The organism is Phyllobacterium sp. P30BS-XVII, assembly GCF_014138335.1.
GTDB classification, from domain to species: Bacteria; Pseudomonadota; Alphaproteobacteria; order Rhizobiales; family Rhizobiaceae; genus Phyllobacterium; species Phyllobacterium meliloti.
The window spans coordinates 825,260-840,141 of sequence record NZ_JACGXO010000001.1; the positions used below are offsets into that span (position 1 = coordinate 825,260).

At 55.5% G+C, this 14,882-nt stretch carries 13 protein-coding genes; 8 read left to right on the top strand and 5 right to left on the bottom strand.

Features of this window, described 5'->3' with window-relative positions; genetic code table 11:
• Window positions 1-104: 104 nt before the first annotated feature.
• Both FHW17_RS04075 and htpX read right to left on the bottom strand, forming a co-directional pair.
• The gene (locus tag FHW17_RS04075) at window positions 105-1,490 is read right to left on the bottom strand and encodes an RsmB/NOP family class I SAM-dependent RNA methyltransferase (protein WP_246706720.1); all 1,386 of its coding nucleotides are present in this window, start codon (window positions 1,488-1,490) and stop codon (window positions 105-107) included.
• Window positions 1,481-2,446 carry a zinc metalloprotease HtpX gene (htpX, locus tag FHW17_RS04080; RefSeq protein WP_112522900.1) on the bottom strand — a complete coding sequence of 322 codons (966 nt, stop codon included), beginning with the start codon at window positions 2,444-2,446 and terminating at the stop codon, window positions 1,481-1,483. Before htpX ends, FHW17_RS04075 begins: the two co-directional genes overlap by 10 nt.
• Before the next feature lie 115 nt (window positions 2,447-2,561).
• On the opposite strand from htpX, the gene FHW17_RS04085 reads away from it, so the two are divergent.
• Entirely contained in the window at window positions 2,562-2,795 is a 234-nt protein-coding gene (locus FHW17_RS04085) for a DUF1674 domain-containing protein (protein WP_227987653.1), read from the top strand.
• 19 nt (window positions 2,796-2,814) lie between these two features.
• On the opposite strand, the gene FHW17_RS04090 is transcribed toward FHW17_RS04085, so the two are convergent.
• On the bottom strand, window positions 2,815-4,215 hold the full coding sequence (locus FHW17_RS04090) for an MATE family efflux transporter (RefSeq protein ID WP_112522902.1): 1,401 nt from the start codon (window positions 4,213-4,215) through the stop codon (window positions 2,815-2,817).
• Window positions 4,216-4,241: 26 nt separating this feature from the next.
• Between FHW17_RS04090 and FHW17_RS04095 the strand changes: the two genes are divergently transcribed.
• The 3 genes from FHW17_RS04095 (at window position 4,242) to FHW17_RS04105 (ending at window position 6,609) form a co-directional block, all read left to right on the top strand.
• Window positions 4,242-4,721 carry a type II toxin-antitoxin system RelE/ParE family toxin gene (locus tag FHW17_RS04095; RefSeq protein WP_348643703.1) on the top strand — a complete coding sequence of 160 codons (480 nt, stop codon included), beginning with the start codon at window positions 4,242-4,244 and terminating at the stop codon, window positions 4,719-4,721.
• Window positions 4,702-4,989, top strand: a complete 288-nt coding sequence (locus FHW17_RS04100) for an addiction module antidote protein (protein WP_112522904.1) — start codon at window positions 4,702-4,704, stop codon at window positions 4,987-4,989. Before FHW17_RS04095 ends, FHW17_RS04100 begins: the two co-directional genes overlap by 20 nt.
• A gap of 354 nt (window positions 4,990-5,343) precedes the next feature.
• The gene (locus tag FHW17_RS04105; RefSeq protein ID WP_112522905.1) at window positions 5,344-6,609 is read left to right on the top strand and encodes a cyclopropane-fatty-acyl-phospholipid synthase family protein; all 1,266 of its coding nucleotides are present in this window, start codon (window positions 5,344-5,346) and stop codon (window positions 6,607-6,609) included.
• Between the two features lie 240 nt (window positions 6,610-6,849).
• On the opposite strand, the gene acs is transcribed toward FHW17_RS04105, so the two are convergent.
• The gene (acs, locus tag FHW17_RS04110; protein WP_112522906.1) at window positions 6,850-8,802 is read right to left on the bottom strand and encodes an acetate--CoA ligase; all 1,953 of its coding nucleotides are present in this window, start codon (window positions 8,800-8,802) and stop codon (window positions 6,850-6,852) included.
• A gap of 296 nt (window positions 8,803-9,098) precedes the next feature.
• Here acs and FHW17_RS04115 point away from each other — a divergent pair, with 296 nt between their 5' ends.
• On the top strand, window positions 9,099-9,641 hold the full coding sequence (locus tag FHW17_RS04115) for a D-Ala-D-Ala carboxypeptidase family metallohydrolase (RefSeq protein WP_182509257.1): 543 nt from the start codon (window positions 9,099-9,101) through the stop codon (window positions 9,639-9,641).
• Between the two features lie 10 nt (window positions 9,642-9,651).
• Here the strand turns inward: FHW17_RS04115 and FHW17_RS04120 are convergent, their stop codons facing one another.
• The gene (locus tag FHW17_RS04120; protein WP_182509258.1) at window positions 9,652-10,317 is read right to left on the bottom strand and encodes a YggS family pyridoxal phosphate-dependent enzyme; all 666 of its coding nucleotides are present in this window, start codon (window positions 10,315-10,317) and stop codon (window positions 9,652-9,654) included.
• A 119-nt stretch (window positions 10,318-10,436) separates the two neighbouring features.
• On the opposite strand from FHW17_RS04120, the gene leuS reads away from it, so the two are divergent.
• The 3 genes from leuS to FHW17_RS04135 are packed head-to-tail and all read left to right on the top strand — an operon-like array spanning window position 10,437 to window position 14,817.
• Window positions 10,437-13,067, top strand: a complete 2,631-nt coding sequence (gene leuS, locus FHW17_RS04125; protein ID WP_112522909.1) for a leucine--tRNA ligase — start codon at window positions 10,437-10,439, stop codon at window positions 13,065-13,067.
• A complete protein-coding gene (gene lptE, locus FHW17_RS04130; protein ID WP_112522910.1) occupies window positions 13,054-13,635 on the top strand; it encodes an LPS assembly lipoprotein LptE in 582 nt (193 codons plus the stop codon). Before leuS ends, lptE begins: the two co-directional genes overlap by 14 nt.
• A gap of 21 nt (window positions 13,636-13,656) precedes the next feature.
• Window positions 13,657-14,817, top strand: coding sequence for an AAA family ATPase (locus FHW17_RS04135; RefSeq protein ID WP_112522911.1), 1,161 nt, complete (start codon window positions 13,657-13,659; stop codon window positions 14,815-14,817).
• The last annotated feature ends 65 nt before the right edge of the window (window positions 14,818-14,882 follow it).

The window sequence follows — 14,882 nt, forward strand, 5'->3', positions numbered from 1 at the left end:
GCGGGATGTTGCTCCAGCACGCTGAAATCATTGCTTTGGTTTCAACCCATCGACGACAAATCGGGACTATGCAACCAAAACAGTTAAAATTTTAGTATTCGATTTTAATCTTTCCGGCGGAACCGTGCAGCGAAGAAGCCATCCATGCCCGAGAGGGCCGGGTCCTCATTGGAAAGGTCGGCGGGCGTGGAGCGCACGTAGCCCTCCGGGGTGATCAGTTCGCCCAGTCCACCCACTTCATCCTTGCTGACAGGCAGCAATTCGATGGAAGAATTCTTTGCCAAAAGATCATGGGCAACCTTTTCGCCTTCAAGTGGATCAAGCGAACAGTTGGAGAAGACCACGACGCCACCGGGGCGGACGAGTGTGACCGCATGGTCAAGCAGCTTGGCCTGAAGGGTTGCAAGCTTCTGGATATCTGCGGGTGATTTTGTCCATGGAACATCCGGATGACGCCGCACGGTGCCCGTTGACGAGCAAGGCGCATCGAGCAGAACCGCATCGAAGAGTTCGGCAGGGGTATAGGCAGCGAGATTGGCTTCCACGGTTTCGGCATCAAGCTGCAGACGTTCGAGGTTGGATCGCAATCGCTTCAACCGGTTGGCGGAAAGGTCGAGCGCCGTGACCTTTGCTCCAGCTTGCGCCAATTGGGCTGTCTTGCCGCCGGGTGCTGCGCAAAGATCAGCCACACGCTGGCCCTTGATGTCGCCGAAGAGTTTGGCAGGCAGGCTTGCAGCCGTATCCTGTACCCACCAGTCGCCCTCGGCAAAACCGGGAAGGCTGGTCAGCGCGCCGTCCACCTGAGCCATGCGTACCGAACCGGTTGGAAGGGCAACGCCGCCAAGGCGTTCCGCCCATTCCTGCGGATCGCCTTTGACCGTGAGATCAATGGGTGGCTCCTTGCTTTGTATGTCGAGGATCGCCTGTGTCTTTTCTTTGCCATACGCGGCTATAAGACTTTCCTCAAACCATGCGGGCACATTGCTTGCAGTGGTAATAAGCATGCCTTTTTCGCGCGACAGGCGGCGCAGAACTGCATTGACCATGGAGGCAAAACGGCGATTGCGCGGATCATTATTGGCGGCGGTTACGGCGAGATCAACTGCCGCGCGGTCAGGCAGATCGAGGTAGAGCATCTGGGCCACCGCCACATGCAGCAGATGGCGCAGGGCAACGGCATTTTCGGGCAAGGGACGGTCGATCAATTGGCCGATGATCGCCTCAATGGTACCGCGATTGCGCAGGGCCGCTCCGAGTATGGCACGAACCAGCGAGCGGTCACGATCATCCAGTGCCATATATTGTGGATGGCCGTTGCTGTTGTCGGTGAGACCATCCAAAGACGTCTGCTTTTCAATCACCGCACCCAGCAATCTGGTTGCACATTGGCGTGCGGCCAGCCCCGGGCGGTCTTCAGCCTCATGATAGTCTGATGCGTTGGCTTTCTTTCCGAATGACCGTTTCCGCTCCTGTCCCACGCTCATGCCCATGGGCCTTTGCGCGAGGAACCGTCGCGGCCCCACGGGTTCGGTGCATCGTCGTCTGGCTCTTCATTTGCCGGTGCAGCAGGTGTTGCCATCGGCTGCTTATCAGCTGGGCGCTGGCGAAATTCGTCAACCATGGCCTCCAAGGCCGCAATACGGTTTTCCGTGCTCGGGTGGGTCGAGAACAAATTATCAGCTCCTTGGCCGCTCAGTGGATTGATGATGAAAAGCGACGCGGAGGCCGGGTTGCGCTCGGCTTCTTCATTGACGATCTGCTTTGCGCCGCGGGCAATCTTGTTCAGCGCCGATGCGAGCCACAGCGGATTGCCGCAAATCTCGGCACCGCGCCGGTCAGCGGAATACTCGCGTGTCCGGCTGATGGCCATCTGCACGATCATGGCGGCAAAGGGTGCAACGATCATGGCAACAAGCGTGCCAATCATGCCAAGAGGATTATTGTTGCGGTTGCCGCCAAAGAACATGGCAAAATTGCCAAGCATGGAGATCGCACCGGCAAGCGTGGCGGTGACAGTCATTGTCAGTGTATCGCGGTGTTCGACGTGAGCAAGCTCATGCGCCATGACCGCCGCGACTTCGTTGGGCGAAAGGCGATGCAGCAGGCCAGTCGATGCTGCAACAGCCGCGTTCTGCGGATTGCGCCCGGTGGCAAAAGCGTTTGGCTGGTCATTTTCGATAAGATAGACGCGCGGCATAGGCAGGCCGGCGCGTGCTGCAAGATCACGAACAATACCGTAATACTCAGGCGCATTGTTCTGGTCCACCTCGACGGCATTGTACATCCGCAGGACCATCTTGTCGGAATTCCAATAGCTGAACAGATTCATGCCTGTTGCAACGACGAGGGCAATCATCATGCCTCCCGTGCCGCCAATGAGAAAGCCGACGCCCATAAACAAGGCGGTCATGAAGGCGAGCAGCATTCCAGTGCGCATGACATTCATGGTTTCAATCTCCGCATTGTGAACATATCAGGTATCAAGATCATTCCTTTTGTTAGACATCTTCCGGTATATGATGGTGTTTCCTACAGCAAGCTTCAATGATGGACAGACCAGAATGACCAGTAACCAGACATCAGCGACGCCGCAGGCCGACAATACTGACGAAACGTCGCGCAAGCCTTTTGATCAATTGCCACCCGCTGCCCAGCGCGCATTGCTGGAAGCCGAAGCGCGGCACAAGGCTGATCAGGAACAAGCCAGCCAGCCCCGGGAAATTGGTGGACGCGGGGGCAAAGACCCAGCCCGTTTCGGCGATTGGGAAATCAAGGGACGGACCATCGATTTTTGATTTAATGGCACTTATTTGCTTAATGCCTGATGATCTCAATGCCCAGTTTTTCCCGGCGCAGCCAGCGGCTCATCAGCAATAGAGCGGCGGCGGCCAAGCCGGAAAGCAGGCCGAGCCAGATCCCCGCACCTTCCATTTTCAGCCAGAAGCCGAAAGCGACCGACAGCGGCAGACCGATGCCCCAATAGGCAATCGCGGCATAGATCATCGGTATGGTTGTATCGTGCAGGCCGCGCAACATACCGCTGGCAACAGCCTGCGCTCCATCAAAAATCTGGAAAAGCGCAGCAAAGGCCAGAAAGGTCACGGCAAGCGAAATAACAGGCGCATTGGCTGGATCATTGATATCAATGAATGCACGGATCAGTTGCAGCGGTACGATGAGCATGAGCAATGCCGTGAGCACCATAAAGCCGGTACCTGCTGCAAATGCCACCCATCCCGCGCGTTTGATACCTTCCTTATCCTGCGCACCATAGGCGCGGCCGATGCGGACCGTTGCTGCCTGACCGAATCCCAATGGCACCATGAAGGCTATCGAGGCGATCTGAATGGCGATGGCATGGGCAGCCAGTGAATCAGGTCCGATCAGGCCCATCAGGAAGGCGGCGGCATTGAAAATGGTCACCTCAAAGCCCATGATCGCGGCGATAGGCAAGCCAAGACGCAGCAGTTCGCCATAGCGGGCCCAGTCTGCACGCCAGAAACGGCCAAACAGGCGGTAGCGGCGGAACTGCCGGTCGCGCGACACGACAATGACGAGACCGATAAACATCAGGGCGGAGGACAGCGTTGTAGCAATGCCCGAACCGACAATGCCGAGCTTCGGGAAGCCGAGATTGCCAAAAATCAGGCACCAGTTGGCGAAGGCGTTGAACAGAACCGCAAGAATGGCAATGACCAGCGCCCACCCCGGACGCTGCAGAGCGGCGATAAACGAGCGAACCACGATATAGCAATAGAATGGCAGTGCCGCCCATTGCAGTGCCCGTACATAGGCACCCGCTTCGGCCGCAAGCGCCGCGTCCTGTCCCATGGCAGTCAGAATAGTCTGGGTGTTCCAGAGCATGAACCAGATGGGAATGGAGATCGTGACGGCAATCCACAGACCCTGACGCACGGTTCTACGGATTTCGCGAACGGTGTATTTATTGCGGCCAAGCTCACGCGACATCATAGGGGATGTCGCGAGCATGAGACCCAGACCGAAGATCATCGGAACATAATAAAGATTGGTGCCCAGCGCTCCAGCGGCAAGCGTGTGCGGGCCCACCCAGCCCATCATCATGACATCCGTTGCCGTCATGGCTGTTTGGGCCAGATTGGTCAGAATCATCGGCCAGCCCAAGGCCAGCATCGCAATAATTTCTTCACGCCATGCACGCTTCGGTGCTGCGTTTGAGGTCGATAGGGCGGACATTATGAGTCTTTCCGAGGGAATTGCCTTTGAGAAAGGCAAAGTGCACCATTTTCAGGCAGAAATCTTGGTATCACCAATTTTGGAAAGAGAAAAGTATTCGCAGATACAATCTGTCGTTGGTTTTGCTTCGATCTTCCGTTGACTACAATTATCGCATATTGACATTTCGTAATTTAAAAAATACAGTTTTAATGCGGATCAAGCAGACTGATACCTATCGGATATGGGAACGAAAACTTAGGGACGATAGTGCGAAGGCAGCGATTGCTGCCCGCTTGTTTCGCTTGGCCAATGGTTTGATCGGTGACGTTTCATCGGTTGGCGCGGGCGTCCACGAATTGCGGGTTCATTATGGTCCCGGTTACCGGATTTATTTCAAACAATGCAGCACGGAGCTTGTGATTTTATTGTGCGGTGGAAACAAGCGTACGCAGCAGCGGGACATAGGCAAAGCGAAGCTGCTGGCTGCGGAATGGAAAAATGACAATGGCAACGAAGCTATATGACTACGATCCCGCTGATGCTTTGAAATCGGATGACGCAATCGAGGTGTTTCTGGCTGATGCATTCGAAACGGGTGATGCCGGTTATATTGCTAAGGCTTTGGGTCTTGTTGCTCGCGCGAAAGGCATGACCAAAATTGCGCGGCAAACGGGTTTGGCGCGTGAGCAACTCTATCGTTCGTTAAGTGAAAACGGAAACCCGACGCTTGAAACAACAATAGCGGTTATGAAGGCAGTGGGATTTCAGATCACCGGAAAACGCGCTGCATAAACGGAAAGGGCCACCCCGAAGGGTGGCCCCGCAATTCCGTCTGGCACAAAGCTGTCGTTTGGCCTTCTTACCCGGCGCTAGCCAGGGCGCTTATTCAACGGAGAGATGATCCCCGATGGAAAGCATCAGACGCCTTGTGGCAGGTTGCGAAATCACGAGACATCAGATCACCTCCTTTTCATTCGTTGAACACAGATTGAGAATGGGGTGTGTTGCGGGAAGTTTCAAGAGAAAATTTTCAGCCGGCATTTTTGACAGCCCGTGAAAGTGCGTTGCCAGCGTGGAGCGAAGCGCATAGTTTCTGCCAAATCTCCGACGCCGGTGTTTCGGAGCATGATTATCTGGAGTTATTGAATGGCGGCACAAGAGAGCGCGGCGCGGATCATCCGCACAGTGATAAACATGATGGAGCCGCAATTTGCCGTCGAATTATGGAATGGCGAACGTATTGGTGAAACGGATGGCCCGGTGCTTGCCATCAATGATCCTATGGCGGTGCGCCGTCTGGCGCTGAAACCCAATATCGGCTCGATTGTCGAACTCTGGATCTCGGGCCAGATCGATGTGAAGAACGGCACATTGTTCGATCTTGTCGAACGTGGTCCCAAAGGCAAATTCAAACAGAAGCTGAAAACCCTGCCGAAATGGCAATTGCTGAAAGATGTCCCCGCATTGCTGCTGGGTGGTCGCGGGGTGGATGCCTCGGGTCTCGACGGCAAGAATCCGTTCGTCAGTGGTTCGAACAAGGAAGCAATTACCCATCATTACGATGTGTCGAATGCATTCTATCAGCTCTTCCTTGATGATCGGATGGTTTATACCTGCGCCTATTTCAAGGACTGGGCCAACAGCATTGATCAGGCGCAAGCCGACAAGCTGGATTTGATCTGCCGCAAGTTACGGTTGCAGCCCGGAGATCGGCTTCTCGATATTGGCTGTGGCTGGGGTGCGATGCTGATCTACGCTGCCAAGCATTACGGTGTAACCGGTACAGGCGTGTCATTGTCTGAGGCACAAACGGCGCTGGCGCGTGAACGCATCAAGGCGGAAGGTCTTGAAGACAAGATCACCATCCAGGTCAAATCCTACGAGCATCTGGAAGGTCAATTCGACAAGATTTCATCCATCGGCATGTTCGAGGCGGTGGGCATCGCCCATTACGACACCTATTTCTCCAGCGTACACCGTCTGCTGCGGCCGGGTGGCCTTTATCTGCACCACGCGATCACGCGCCGCATGAAGCGCAACAAGAAGACGTTTGGCCGCAAGAGCGCCGAGCATCTTGCGCTGGTGAAGTATATTTTCCCGGGCGGTGAGCTTGATCATCTTGGCATGACCGTTGAAAACCTCGAGGGTTACGGTTTCGAGGTTCACGATGTGGAAAACCTGCGCGAGCATTATGGCAGGACCTGCCGTATCTGGGCTGACCGCCTGCATGCGCGGTTTGATGAGGCGATTGCGGAAGTTGGTGCTCCCAAGGCGAGGCTTTGGCTGCTTTACCTGACGGGCTGCGCGCTGGCTTTTGAGCGCGGAACCGTTCAGATCAACCAGACCCTTGCATCAAGGCGCAAGCGTGGGATTTCTGCCGTGCCACAGACAAGGGCCGATCTCTATCGCTAGAGATCAATTGCAATAGCAGTGTGCGCGGTTCGTAGGTTTATTGGGACTGCTGCAGGACCATTTCTGCGCCCTTCGACAGGCTCAGGATGAGGGAGAGAGGGGACTGCAGGGAGCCGGTTCTGCAACATTTCTAATCTGCAATCTTTGCGATTAGCGTTGCATCACCCCTCTCCCTCATGGTGAGCTTGTCGAACCACGAACCACGAACCACGAACCACCCACACTGCCTTTCAGCTTTAATCAGCCCTTTTTGTTCTGGCGGTTGGCGATCAGATCATCGACAACGGTTGGATCAGCAAGTGTTGAGGTATCGCCCAGCGAACCAAAATCATCCTCGGCGATCTTGCGCAGGATGCGGCGCATGATCTTGCCGGAGCGCGTTTTTGGCAGGCCCGGTGCAAACTGGATCTTATCTGGCGAGGCGATGGGTCCGATTTCCTTGCGCACATGAGCAACGAGTTCCTTGCGCAGCTCGTCCGTGCCTTCAAGACCCGCCATCAGCGTGACATAGCAATAAATGCCCTGTCCCTTGAGATCATGCGGATAGCCGACAACGGCTGCTTCTGAAACCGTGTCATGGGAGACGAGGGCCGACTCCACCTCGGCGGTGCCCATGCGATGCCCCGAAACATTGAGCACGTCGTCAACACGGCCGGTGATCCAGTAATAGCCATCCTTGTCGCGCCGGCAGCCGTCACCGGTAAAATACTTGCCCTTATAGGTGGAGAAGTACGCTTCGATGAAGCGCTTATGATCGCCATAGAGCGTGCGCATCTGGCCCGGCCAGGAATCGGTGATGCAGAGATTGCCATCTGCTGCGCCTTCAAGCACATCGCCCTCATTGTCGACCAGCTGCGGCTGAACGCCAAAGAATGGCCGTGTGGCCGAACCCGGCTTGAGTGCAGTCGCGCCGGGCAATGGAGTGATGAGAATACCGCCGGTTTCTGTCTGCCACCAGGTATCAACGATGGGCGAGCGTTTCTCACCGACCACCTGATAATACCATTCCCAGGCTTCCGGATTGATCGGTTCGCCGACCGAACCCAAAATACGCAGGGATTTACGCGAGGTCTTTTTGACCGGCTCATCACCGGCCCCCATCAGGGCACGAAGTGCAGTTGGGGCGGTGTAGAAGATGTTGACCTTGTGTTTGTCGATGACTTCCCAGAACCGCGAATTGGTCGGGTAGTTGGGAACACCTTCGAACATCAGCGTGGTCGCGCCATTGGCGAGCGGGCCGTAGACGATATAGGAATGTCCTGTGACCCAGCCCACATCTGCCGTACACCAGTAAATATCGCCGTCGTGATAATCGAAGACATATTGATGGGTCATCGATGCATAGACGAGATAGCCGCCTGTCGTGTGCAGCACGCCCTTCGGCTTGCCGGTGGAACCAGAGGTGTAAAGGATGAAAAGCGGATCTTCCGCCTTCATTTTTTCCGGTTTGCAATCAGGCTTAACGCTGAGAATTTCCTCATGATACCAGAGGTCGCGACCGGGCGCCCAGCTGGACTTGCCACCGGTGCGCCTGACGACCAGCACGTTTTTCACCATCACATGGTGCTTGGCGGCGATGTCGATGGCCTTGTCGGTATTGTCCTTCAGCGGGATCGGCTTACCGCCACGCATGCCCTCATCGGCGGTGATGACAAAAGTGGATTCGCAATCGACGATGCGGCCCGCAAGAGCATCAGGCGAGAAGCCGCCGAAAACAACGGAATGAACAGCGCCGATACGCGAGCATGCCAGCATCGCATAGGTCGCTTCGACAATCATCGGCATATAGATCGTAACGCGGTCGCCTTTCTTTACGCCGTGCTTTTTCAGCACATTGGCGAGGCGGCAGACCTGTTCGTATAGCTCATTATAGGTGACTTTCTTGTCGAGATAGGGATTGTCACCTTCCCAGATGATAGCGACCTGATCGCCGCGCGTCTTCAGATGGCGGTCGATACAATTGTAGGAGACGTTGGTCTGTCCATCTTCAAACCATTTGATCGAGACCTTGCCGTTGAAGGAAGTGTTCTTGACCTTGGTGTAAGGCTTGAACCAGTCAATGCGCTTACCGTGCTTGCCCCAGAATTTCTCCGGGTCCTTGATGCTCTGCTCGTACCAGCTGAGATAAGTTTCATTGTCGATAAGCGCGTTTTTCTTCGCGCTTGGCAGCACGGGATAGACCTTCTCGGACATCAATTTCCTCCAAACCTGAGCTGACGGGCCTCCACCCGGATGCCTCCCGGAGAGAGAGGCGCATGGCGTTCATTATCACCATGCAAATCACTGCGTAAATACAGCAAATGACCTTGAGGGAACGGCGTTCCGTCGCACACAATAAATGGAGCGTTGTAATATTGCGTTACATTTTGTTATGCGGATTGGTCCATTTTGGACACATTTTGCCTTAGACCGTCACTGCCTTGACCCGGGGAGGATAATTTTGGCGCGCCAGGTGGACGTGGAGCGTGCGCCCTATCAAGGACTGATGAATGATTATGTTACCCTTGCGCAGCGTTGTGTTTCGCGCAAAATCCGCCTCTGTGGCGGTCGCCCTTCTGGGGCTTGGTTCTGCCATTTCCGCAACTGCCGGTACCCTGCCTGAACCTGCCAATCCATGGAAACGCCTTGGCGCGCATCTCTTTGATGAGGAACATGCGCATCTGCTTGGCGATTCCCTGTTCGATAAGATCAATCCGCTGGTTCTCGCCGCCATGCCGCGTGGCAAAGCCTATATCCAATACAAGGCTCCCGCCAATTGCGTGCCGGAGCGGCTGAAGAATGTTCTGAACCGGGTTTCAGCGACCTATGGCCCGATCACGGTGAATTCGACGGTTCGGTCACGCAATGGAAACCGTAAGGCAGGGGGGCGCGACAAGTCCTATCACCTGAGCTGTCAGGCCGTTGATTTCCGCGTGCATGGTCATGCCTCGGGCCTGCTGCAGCATCTGTCGCGGAATAAGGAAGTCGGTGGCTTCAAGCGTTATCCCGCAGGCTACTATCACATTGATACTGGTCCGCGCCGCAGCTGGTAATCTGTGATTGTTAGGTTCGGCTGCCGAAAATAGCCGAGCCTACACGCACGGAGGTTGCGCCGAAGCCGACCGCTACCTCGTAATCACCTGACATGCCCATGGAGAGCTTTTCGACACCGGCCTCGCGTGCGATCTTTTCCAGAAGGGCAAAATGCGGACCGGGATTTTCCTCTGCCGGTGGGATGCACATCAGGCCATCAATGCTCAAGCCATGCACCTCGCGACAGCGTTTGACAAAAGCAACGGCTTCCTTTGGCTCGATTCCGGCTTTTTGCGGCTCGGAGCCGGTATTGACCTGCACATAAAGTTTGGGAAACCGGTTCTGTTTTTTCATTTCGCTGGCAAGCGCTACGGCAATTTTTTCCCGATCCACCGTTTCGATGACATCAAACAGCGCAACCGCGTCATCACTCTTGTTTGATTGCAGCGGCCCGATGAGATGAAGCTCAATACCCTCATAGTCATTGCGCAAACCCGGCCATTTTGACTGCGCTTCCTGAACACGGTTTTCGCCGAAAATCCGCTGTCCTGCATCCAGAACGGGGCGAATCTCGTCTGCTTCGAAGGTTTTTGATACGGCCACAAGCGTCACCGAGCCTTCCGGGCGATTGGCTTCCGCTTCGGCTTTCGCAATGGCTTTGCGAGCGGCAAGGAGGTGTTCAACAGCGGTCGACATGGTAAAGCGTGTCCTTTTTGATGCAGTTTCGGGCAAACCCTCATTGTCAATGGTTGACGGTCTGGTCAATCCATGGTGAAGGTCCGCGCATCACTATCCTTTGCAAGAGAATCCCGTTCATGGCAACCGAACGATATAATCCCCGCGTAGCCGAGAAGCATTGGCAAAAGGTCTGGGACGAAGCCAAGCTCTTCGAAACCAGCAATGACGATCCGCGCGATCCCTATTATGTGCTTGAGATGTTCCCTTATCCATCAGGGCGCATCCATATCGGTCATGTGCGCAACTATGCCATGGGCGATGTGGTTGCCCGCTACAAGCGCGCCAAGGGTTTTAATGTTCTCCATCCGATGGGATGGGATGCATTCGGTATGCCTGCCGAAAACGCGGCGATGCAGAACAAGGTTCATCCGAAGGAATGGACCTATCAGAACATTGCAACCATGCGCAGCCAGCTCAAATCCATGGGGTTGTCGCTCGACTGGTCGCGTGAATTTGCCACCTGCGATGTGGAATATTATCACCGTCAGCAGATGCTGTTCCTGGACTTTGTTGAAAAGGGTCTGGTGACGCGCAAATCCTCCAAGGTCAATTGGGACCCGGAAGATATGACGGTGCTTGCCAATGAGCAGGTCATCGATGGTCGCGGCTGGCGTTCCGGTGCGCTGGTTGAACAGCGTGAGTTGATACAATGGTTCTTCAAGATCACTGATTTCAATGAGGAATTGCTGGGCGCTCTGGACGGTCTCGATCAATGGCCGGATAAGGTGCGGTTGATGCAGCGCAACTGGATTGGCAAGTCCGAGGGCATGCTGATCCGCTGGGCGCTGGATGCCAAATCGCAAACATCAGGTGAAACCGAGATCGAGGTCTATACGACCCGCCCTGATACGATCTTTGGTGCATCCTTTCTGGCCATTTCTGCTGATCATCCGCTCGCCAAAAAAGCAGCTGAAAACAATGCCGCCCTCGCTGAGTTCAACGAGGAATGCCGCCGTGCGGGCACATCGCTGGCTGCGTTGGAAACCGCTGAGAAGCGGGGCTTTGATACGGGCTTGCGCGTCAAGCATCCATTCGATGACAGTTGGACATTGCCTGTTTATGTCGCGAACTTCGTTCTGATGGATTACGGCACGGGTGCGATTTTCGGCTGCCCGTCCGGCGATCAGCGCGATCTGGATTTTGCCAATAAATATGGTCTGCCTGTTGTGGCTGTGGTTATGCCCGAGGGCGATGACGCCGCCACGTTCCAGATCACCGAAACTGCTTATGTCGATGATGGCGTGATGATCAATTCACGCTTCCTCGATGGGCTGTCCCCGGCTGAGGCTTTTGACGAAGTGGCCAAACTGCTGGAGAAGCAGACCGTTGGTGGCCGTCCGCAGGGCGAGCGCAAGGTGAATTTCCGCCTGCGTGACTGGGGTATTTCGCGTCAGCGTTATTGGGGTTGCCCGATCCCGATGATCCATTGCGATGATTGCGGTGTCGTGCCGGTTCCCAAAGCCGATCTGCCCGTCAAGCTGCCTGACGATGTCGAGTTTGACCGTCCGGGCAATCCGCTTGATCGTCATCCGACATGGCGGCATGTCAATTGCCCGCAATGCGGCAAGGCTGCGCGCCGTGAAACCGATACGATGGATACGTTCGTTGATTCGTCCTGGTATTTTGCCCGGTTTACTGCACCGTGGGAAAATGAGCCTGTCGATCCGAAGGCGGCCAATCACTGGCTGCCCGTCGACCAGTATATTGGTGGTATCGAACATGCGATCCTGCATCTGCTCTATTCGCGCTTCTTTACGCGGGCGATGAAAGTGGCGGGCCATCTCGATATCAGCGAGCCCTTCAAAGGTCTGTTCACGCAGGGCATGGTCGTGCATGAGACCTACCGGCTGGGTACTGGTGCCAATGGCAGCTGGGTCACGCCAGCCGAAGTGCGGCTTGACGAAAGCGGCGGCAAGCGCCGCGCATTTCTGATTGCTACCGGCGAAGAAATCGAAATCGGCTCGATCGAAAAAATGTCGAAGTCGAAAAAGAACGTTGTCGATCCTGACGATATTATCGCATCCTATGGTGCTGATACTGCGCGCTGGTTCATGTTGTCGGATTCGCCGCCCGAACGCGATGTCATCTGGACGGAAGCAGGTGCCGAAGGGGCACACCGCTTTGTTCAACGTGTCTGGCGGTTGATTTCCGAAGCTGCTCCGGCGTTGCAGTCGGTGACTGGCGCTCCGGCGCTCGAAGGGGATGCGGCCACGATTTCCAAGACCGCCCACAGGACTGTCAAAGCCGTGGGCGAAGACATCGAAAAGCTGGCCTTCAACAAGGCAATTGCCCGTCTCTATGAACTGGTCAATGTACTGGCCGTTCCATTGCAGAAAATTGCGGCTGGCGACGCTGATGCGGCAACAATATCTGCCTGCCGCGAAGCAACGGATATGCTGATTGCGATGATTGCACCGATGATGCCGCACCTGGCTGAAGAGTGCTGGAAGGCGCTGAATGGTGCCGGTCTTGTCGCTGATCGCGCCTGGCCGCACTACAATGACGCGTTGATTGTCGAGAACACTGTCACAATGCCTGTGCAGATTAACGGCAAGAAGCGTGGTGATTTGACAATTGCCCGCGATGCGGATCAATTGACGGTCGAAAAGGCCGCTCTCGAACTTGATTTTGTCAAAGTGGCGTTGAACGGTAATCCACCGAAGAAAGTCATTGTCGTACCGCAGAGGATCATCAATGTTGTTGCCTGATCGTTTCCAGCCGATTTCCGGCTCCAAGCGTTTGCTGTCCGCGTGCGTTCTCGGTATGGCTCTTATCGCTGGCGGGTGCCAGGTTCGACCGCTTTATTCCAATGCAGGCCCAACAGCTGGCGCAAGTGTTGGCGTGAGTGGAAGTGTACAGTCAAAGCTGGCCACGATCAGTATTCCTGAAGTGGGTTCGCGCGAAGCACAGCAGGTGCGCAACAATCTGATCTTCATGTTCAATCATGGAGCAGGACAACCGGCGAGCGCCGCCTACACATTGCAGCTGAGTGTCTATTATCAGGATTTGTCGCTTGCTCTTATCCAGAACGCAACGAACGATAAATCCGGCCAGCCGACAGCCGGTTCGATGCGCATGACAGGCAGCTATGTCCTGACGCGTATCTCTGACGGTAAGGTCGTGGGCAAGGGTACGCGCCTCATCACGGCTGACTATGATGCTCCCAGACAGCGCTATGCTGTTCTTCGCGCCCAGCGTGATGCGATCAATCGGGCAGCGCGCGAAGTTGCAGAAGCTCTGAATCTCAGCGTCGCGCAGGACGTGTCCAAGCTATAAATCCATGGCGGGTGGTATTCCATGCGTCTGACCTCCCTATCAGCGACCGGTTATCGGTCGCTGCAGTCGATCCGGCTGGATATCCGCCAGCTTGCGCTTTTCATTGGCGAGAACGGCGTTGGCAAATCCAACCTTTACCGTGCCATGCAGATGATAAAGGCGGCGGCTGAAGGCACGCTTTCCTATGAGATTGCCCGCGAAGGCGGCATGCAATCGGCATTGTGGACCGGCAAGCGCAAGCCGGGACCGGTTCGTATGATTTTTAGCGCTTCGTTTGACGATGATGAGGAAGCGATCCGGACCGGCCATGCGGTGCGAACAGGTTTTGCCCCGAGTTACAGCATTGAAATCGGCTTGCGGCCTCCGGTGGCTGCAGGCTTTGCCTTTGAGCCGCAGATCAAGGAAGAGACGCTTACTATTGATTCCGGTCGCAGGCCGGTGGAGATGATGGGTCGCAAAGGTCCCGCTGTGTTTGCGCGTGACGATAGCGGGCGGAGAATCGAACATCCGGTACGGCTGCTTGACTCCGAGACGGCATTTTCGACGCTCGGCAATGCGGGGCGATATCCCGAGATCGGCGATTTGCGCGCAACCATTCTCGGATGGCGGTTCTATCATGGTTTCCGCACGGATCGCGATTCGCCTGTACGCCAGCCTGCATTGGCGATCACAGCGCCCATGCTTGACGAAGACGGCAAGAACCTTGCCGCCGTTTTCGCAACATTGGTTCACATCCGTGAAGATACTGCTGATCTCGACCATTGTATTGCCTCAGCCCTTGGCGGTGCCGTGCTGGATGTGCCGGTTCCGGGTGAAACCGCGACATTCGGCTTGCAACTGCCGGAGTTCCCGCAACGAATTTTCCGGCCGGAAGAACTATCTGACGGTCAGATTCGGTTTCTCGCACTGGCGGGCGCGCTGCTTTCCTATCGTTTGCCGGGCCTCATTGCGCTGAATGAACCAGAAACAAGCCTGCATCCTTCCATGCTTCCCGCCTTGGCAGAGATGATTACGCGAGCGGCGGAACGAACGCAGGTCTGGATCGTCACCCATTCGCGCATTCTCGCCGACGAGATCGAAGCCAGAACCGGTGCGCGGGCTCTTACGGTCGTGCGTGACAATGGGGCGACAACCATCAAAGGAATGCGGGTGTCCGGCAATTATGGGGATGATGACGAGTAAGGGCCGTTGCCCCTCTGTTTCCCTGCAAAAGCACCATCAGAGGAAATAATTTTCTCCTTGCGATG

Coding starts and splice junctions, on each gene's coding strand:
- FHW17_RS04075 (WP_246706720.1), bottom strand. CDS start 1,490: ATGGGCATGAGCGTGGGACAGGAGCGGAAACGGTCATTCGGAAAGAAA.
- htpX (WP_112522900.1), bottom strand. CDS start 2,446: ATGAATGTCATGCGCACTGGAATGCTGCTCGCCTTCATGACCGCCTTG.
- FHW17_RS04085 (WP_227987653.1), top strand. CDS start 2,562: ATGACCAGTAACCAGACATCAGCGACGCCGCAGGCCGACAATACTGAC.
- FHW17_RS04090 (WP_112522902.1), bottom strand. CDS start 4,215: ATGTCCGCCCTATCGACCTCAAACGCAGCACCGAAGCGTGCATGGCGT.
- FHW17_RS04100 (WP_112522904.1), top strand. CDS start 4,702: ATGGCAACGAAGCTATATGACTACGATCCCGCTGATGCTTTGAAATCG.
- FHW17_RS04105 (WP_112522905.1), top strand. CDS start 5,344: ATGGCGGCACAAGAGAGCGCGGCGCGGATCATCCGCACAGTGATAAAC.
- acs (WP_112522906.1), bottom strand. CDS start 8,802: ATGTCCGAGAAGGTCTATCCCGTGCTGCCAAGCGCGAAGAAAAACGCG.
- FHW17_RS04115 (WP_182509257.1), top strand. CDS start 9,099: ATGATTATGTTACCCTTGCGCAGCGTTGTGTTTCGCGCAAAATCCGCC.
- FHW17_RS04120 (WP_182509258.1), bottom strand. CDS start 10,317: ATGTCGACCGCTGTTGAACACCTCCTTGCCGCTCGCAAAGCCATTGCG.
- leuS (WP_112522909.1), top strand. CDS start 10,437: ATGGCAACCGAACGATATAATCCCCGCGTAGCCGAGAAGCATTGGCAA.
- lptE (WP_112522910.1), top strand. CDS start 13,054: ATGTTGTTGCCTGATCGTTTCCAGCCGATTTCCGGCTCCAAGCGTTTG.
- FHW17_RS04135 (WP_112522911.1), top strand. CDS start 13,657: ATGCGTCTGACCTCCCTATCAGCGACCGGTTATCGGTCGCTGCAGTCG.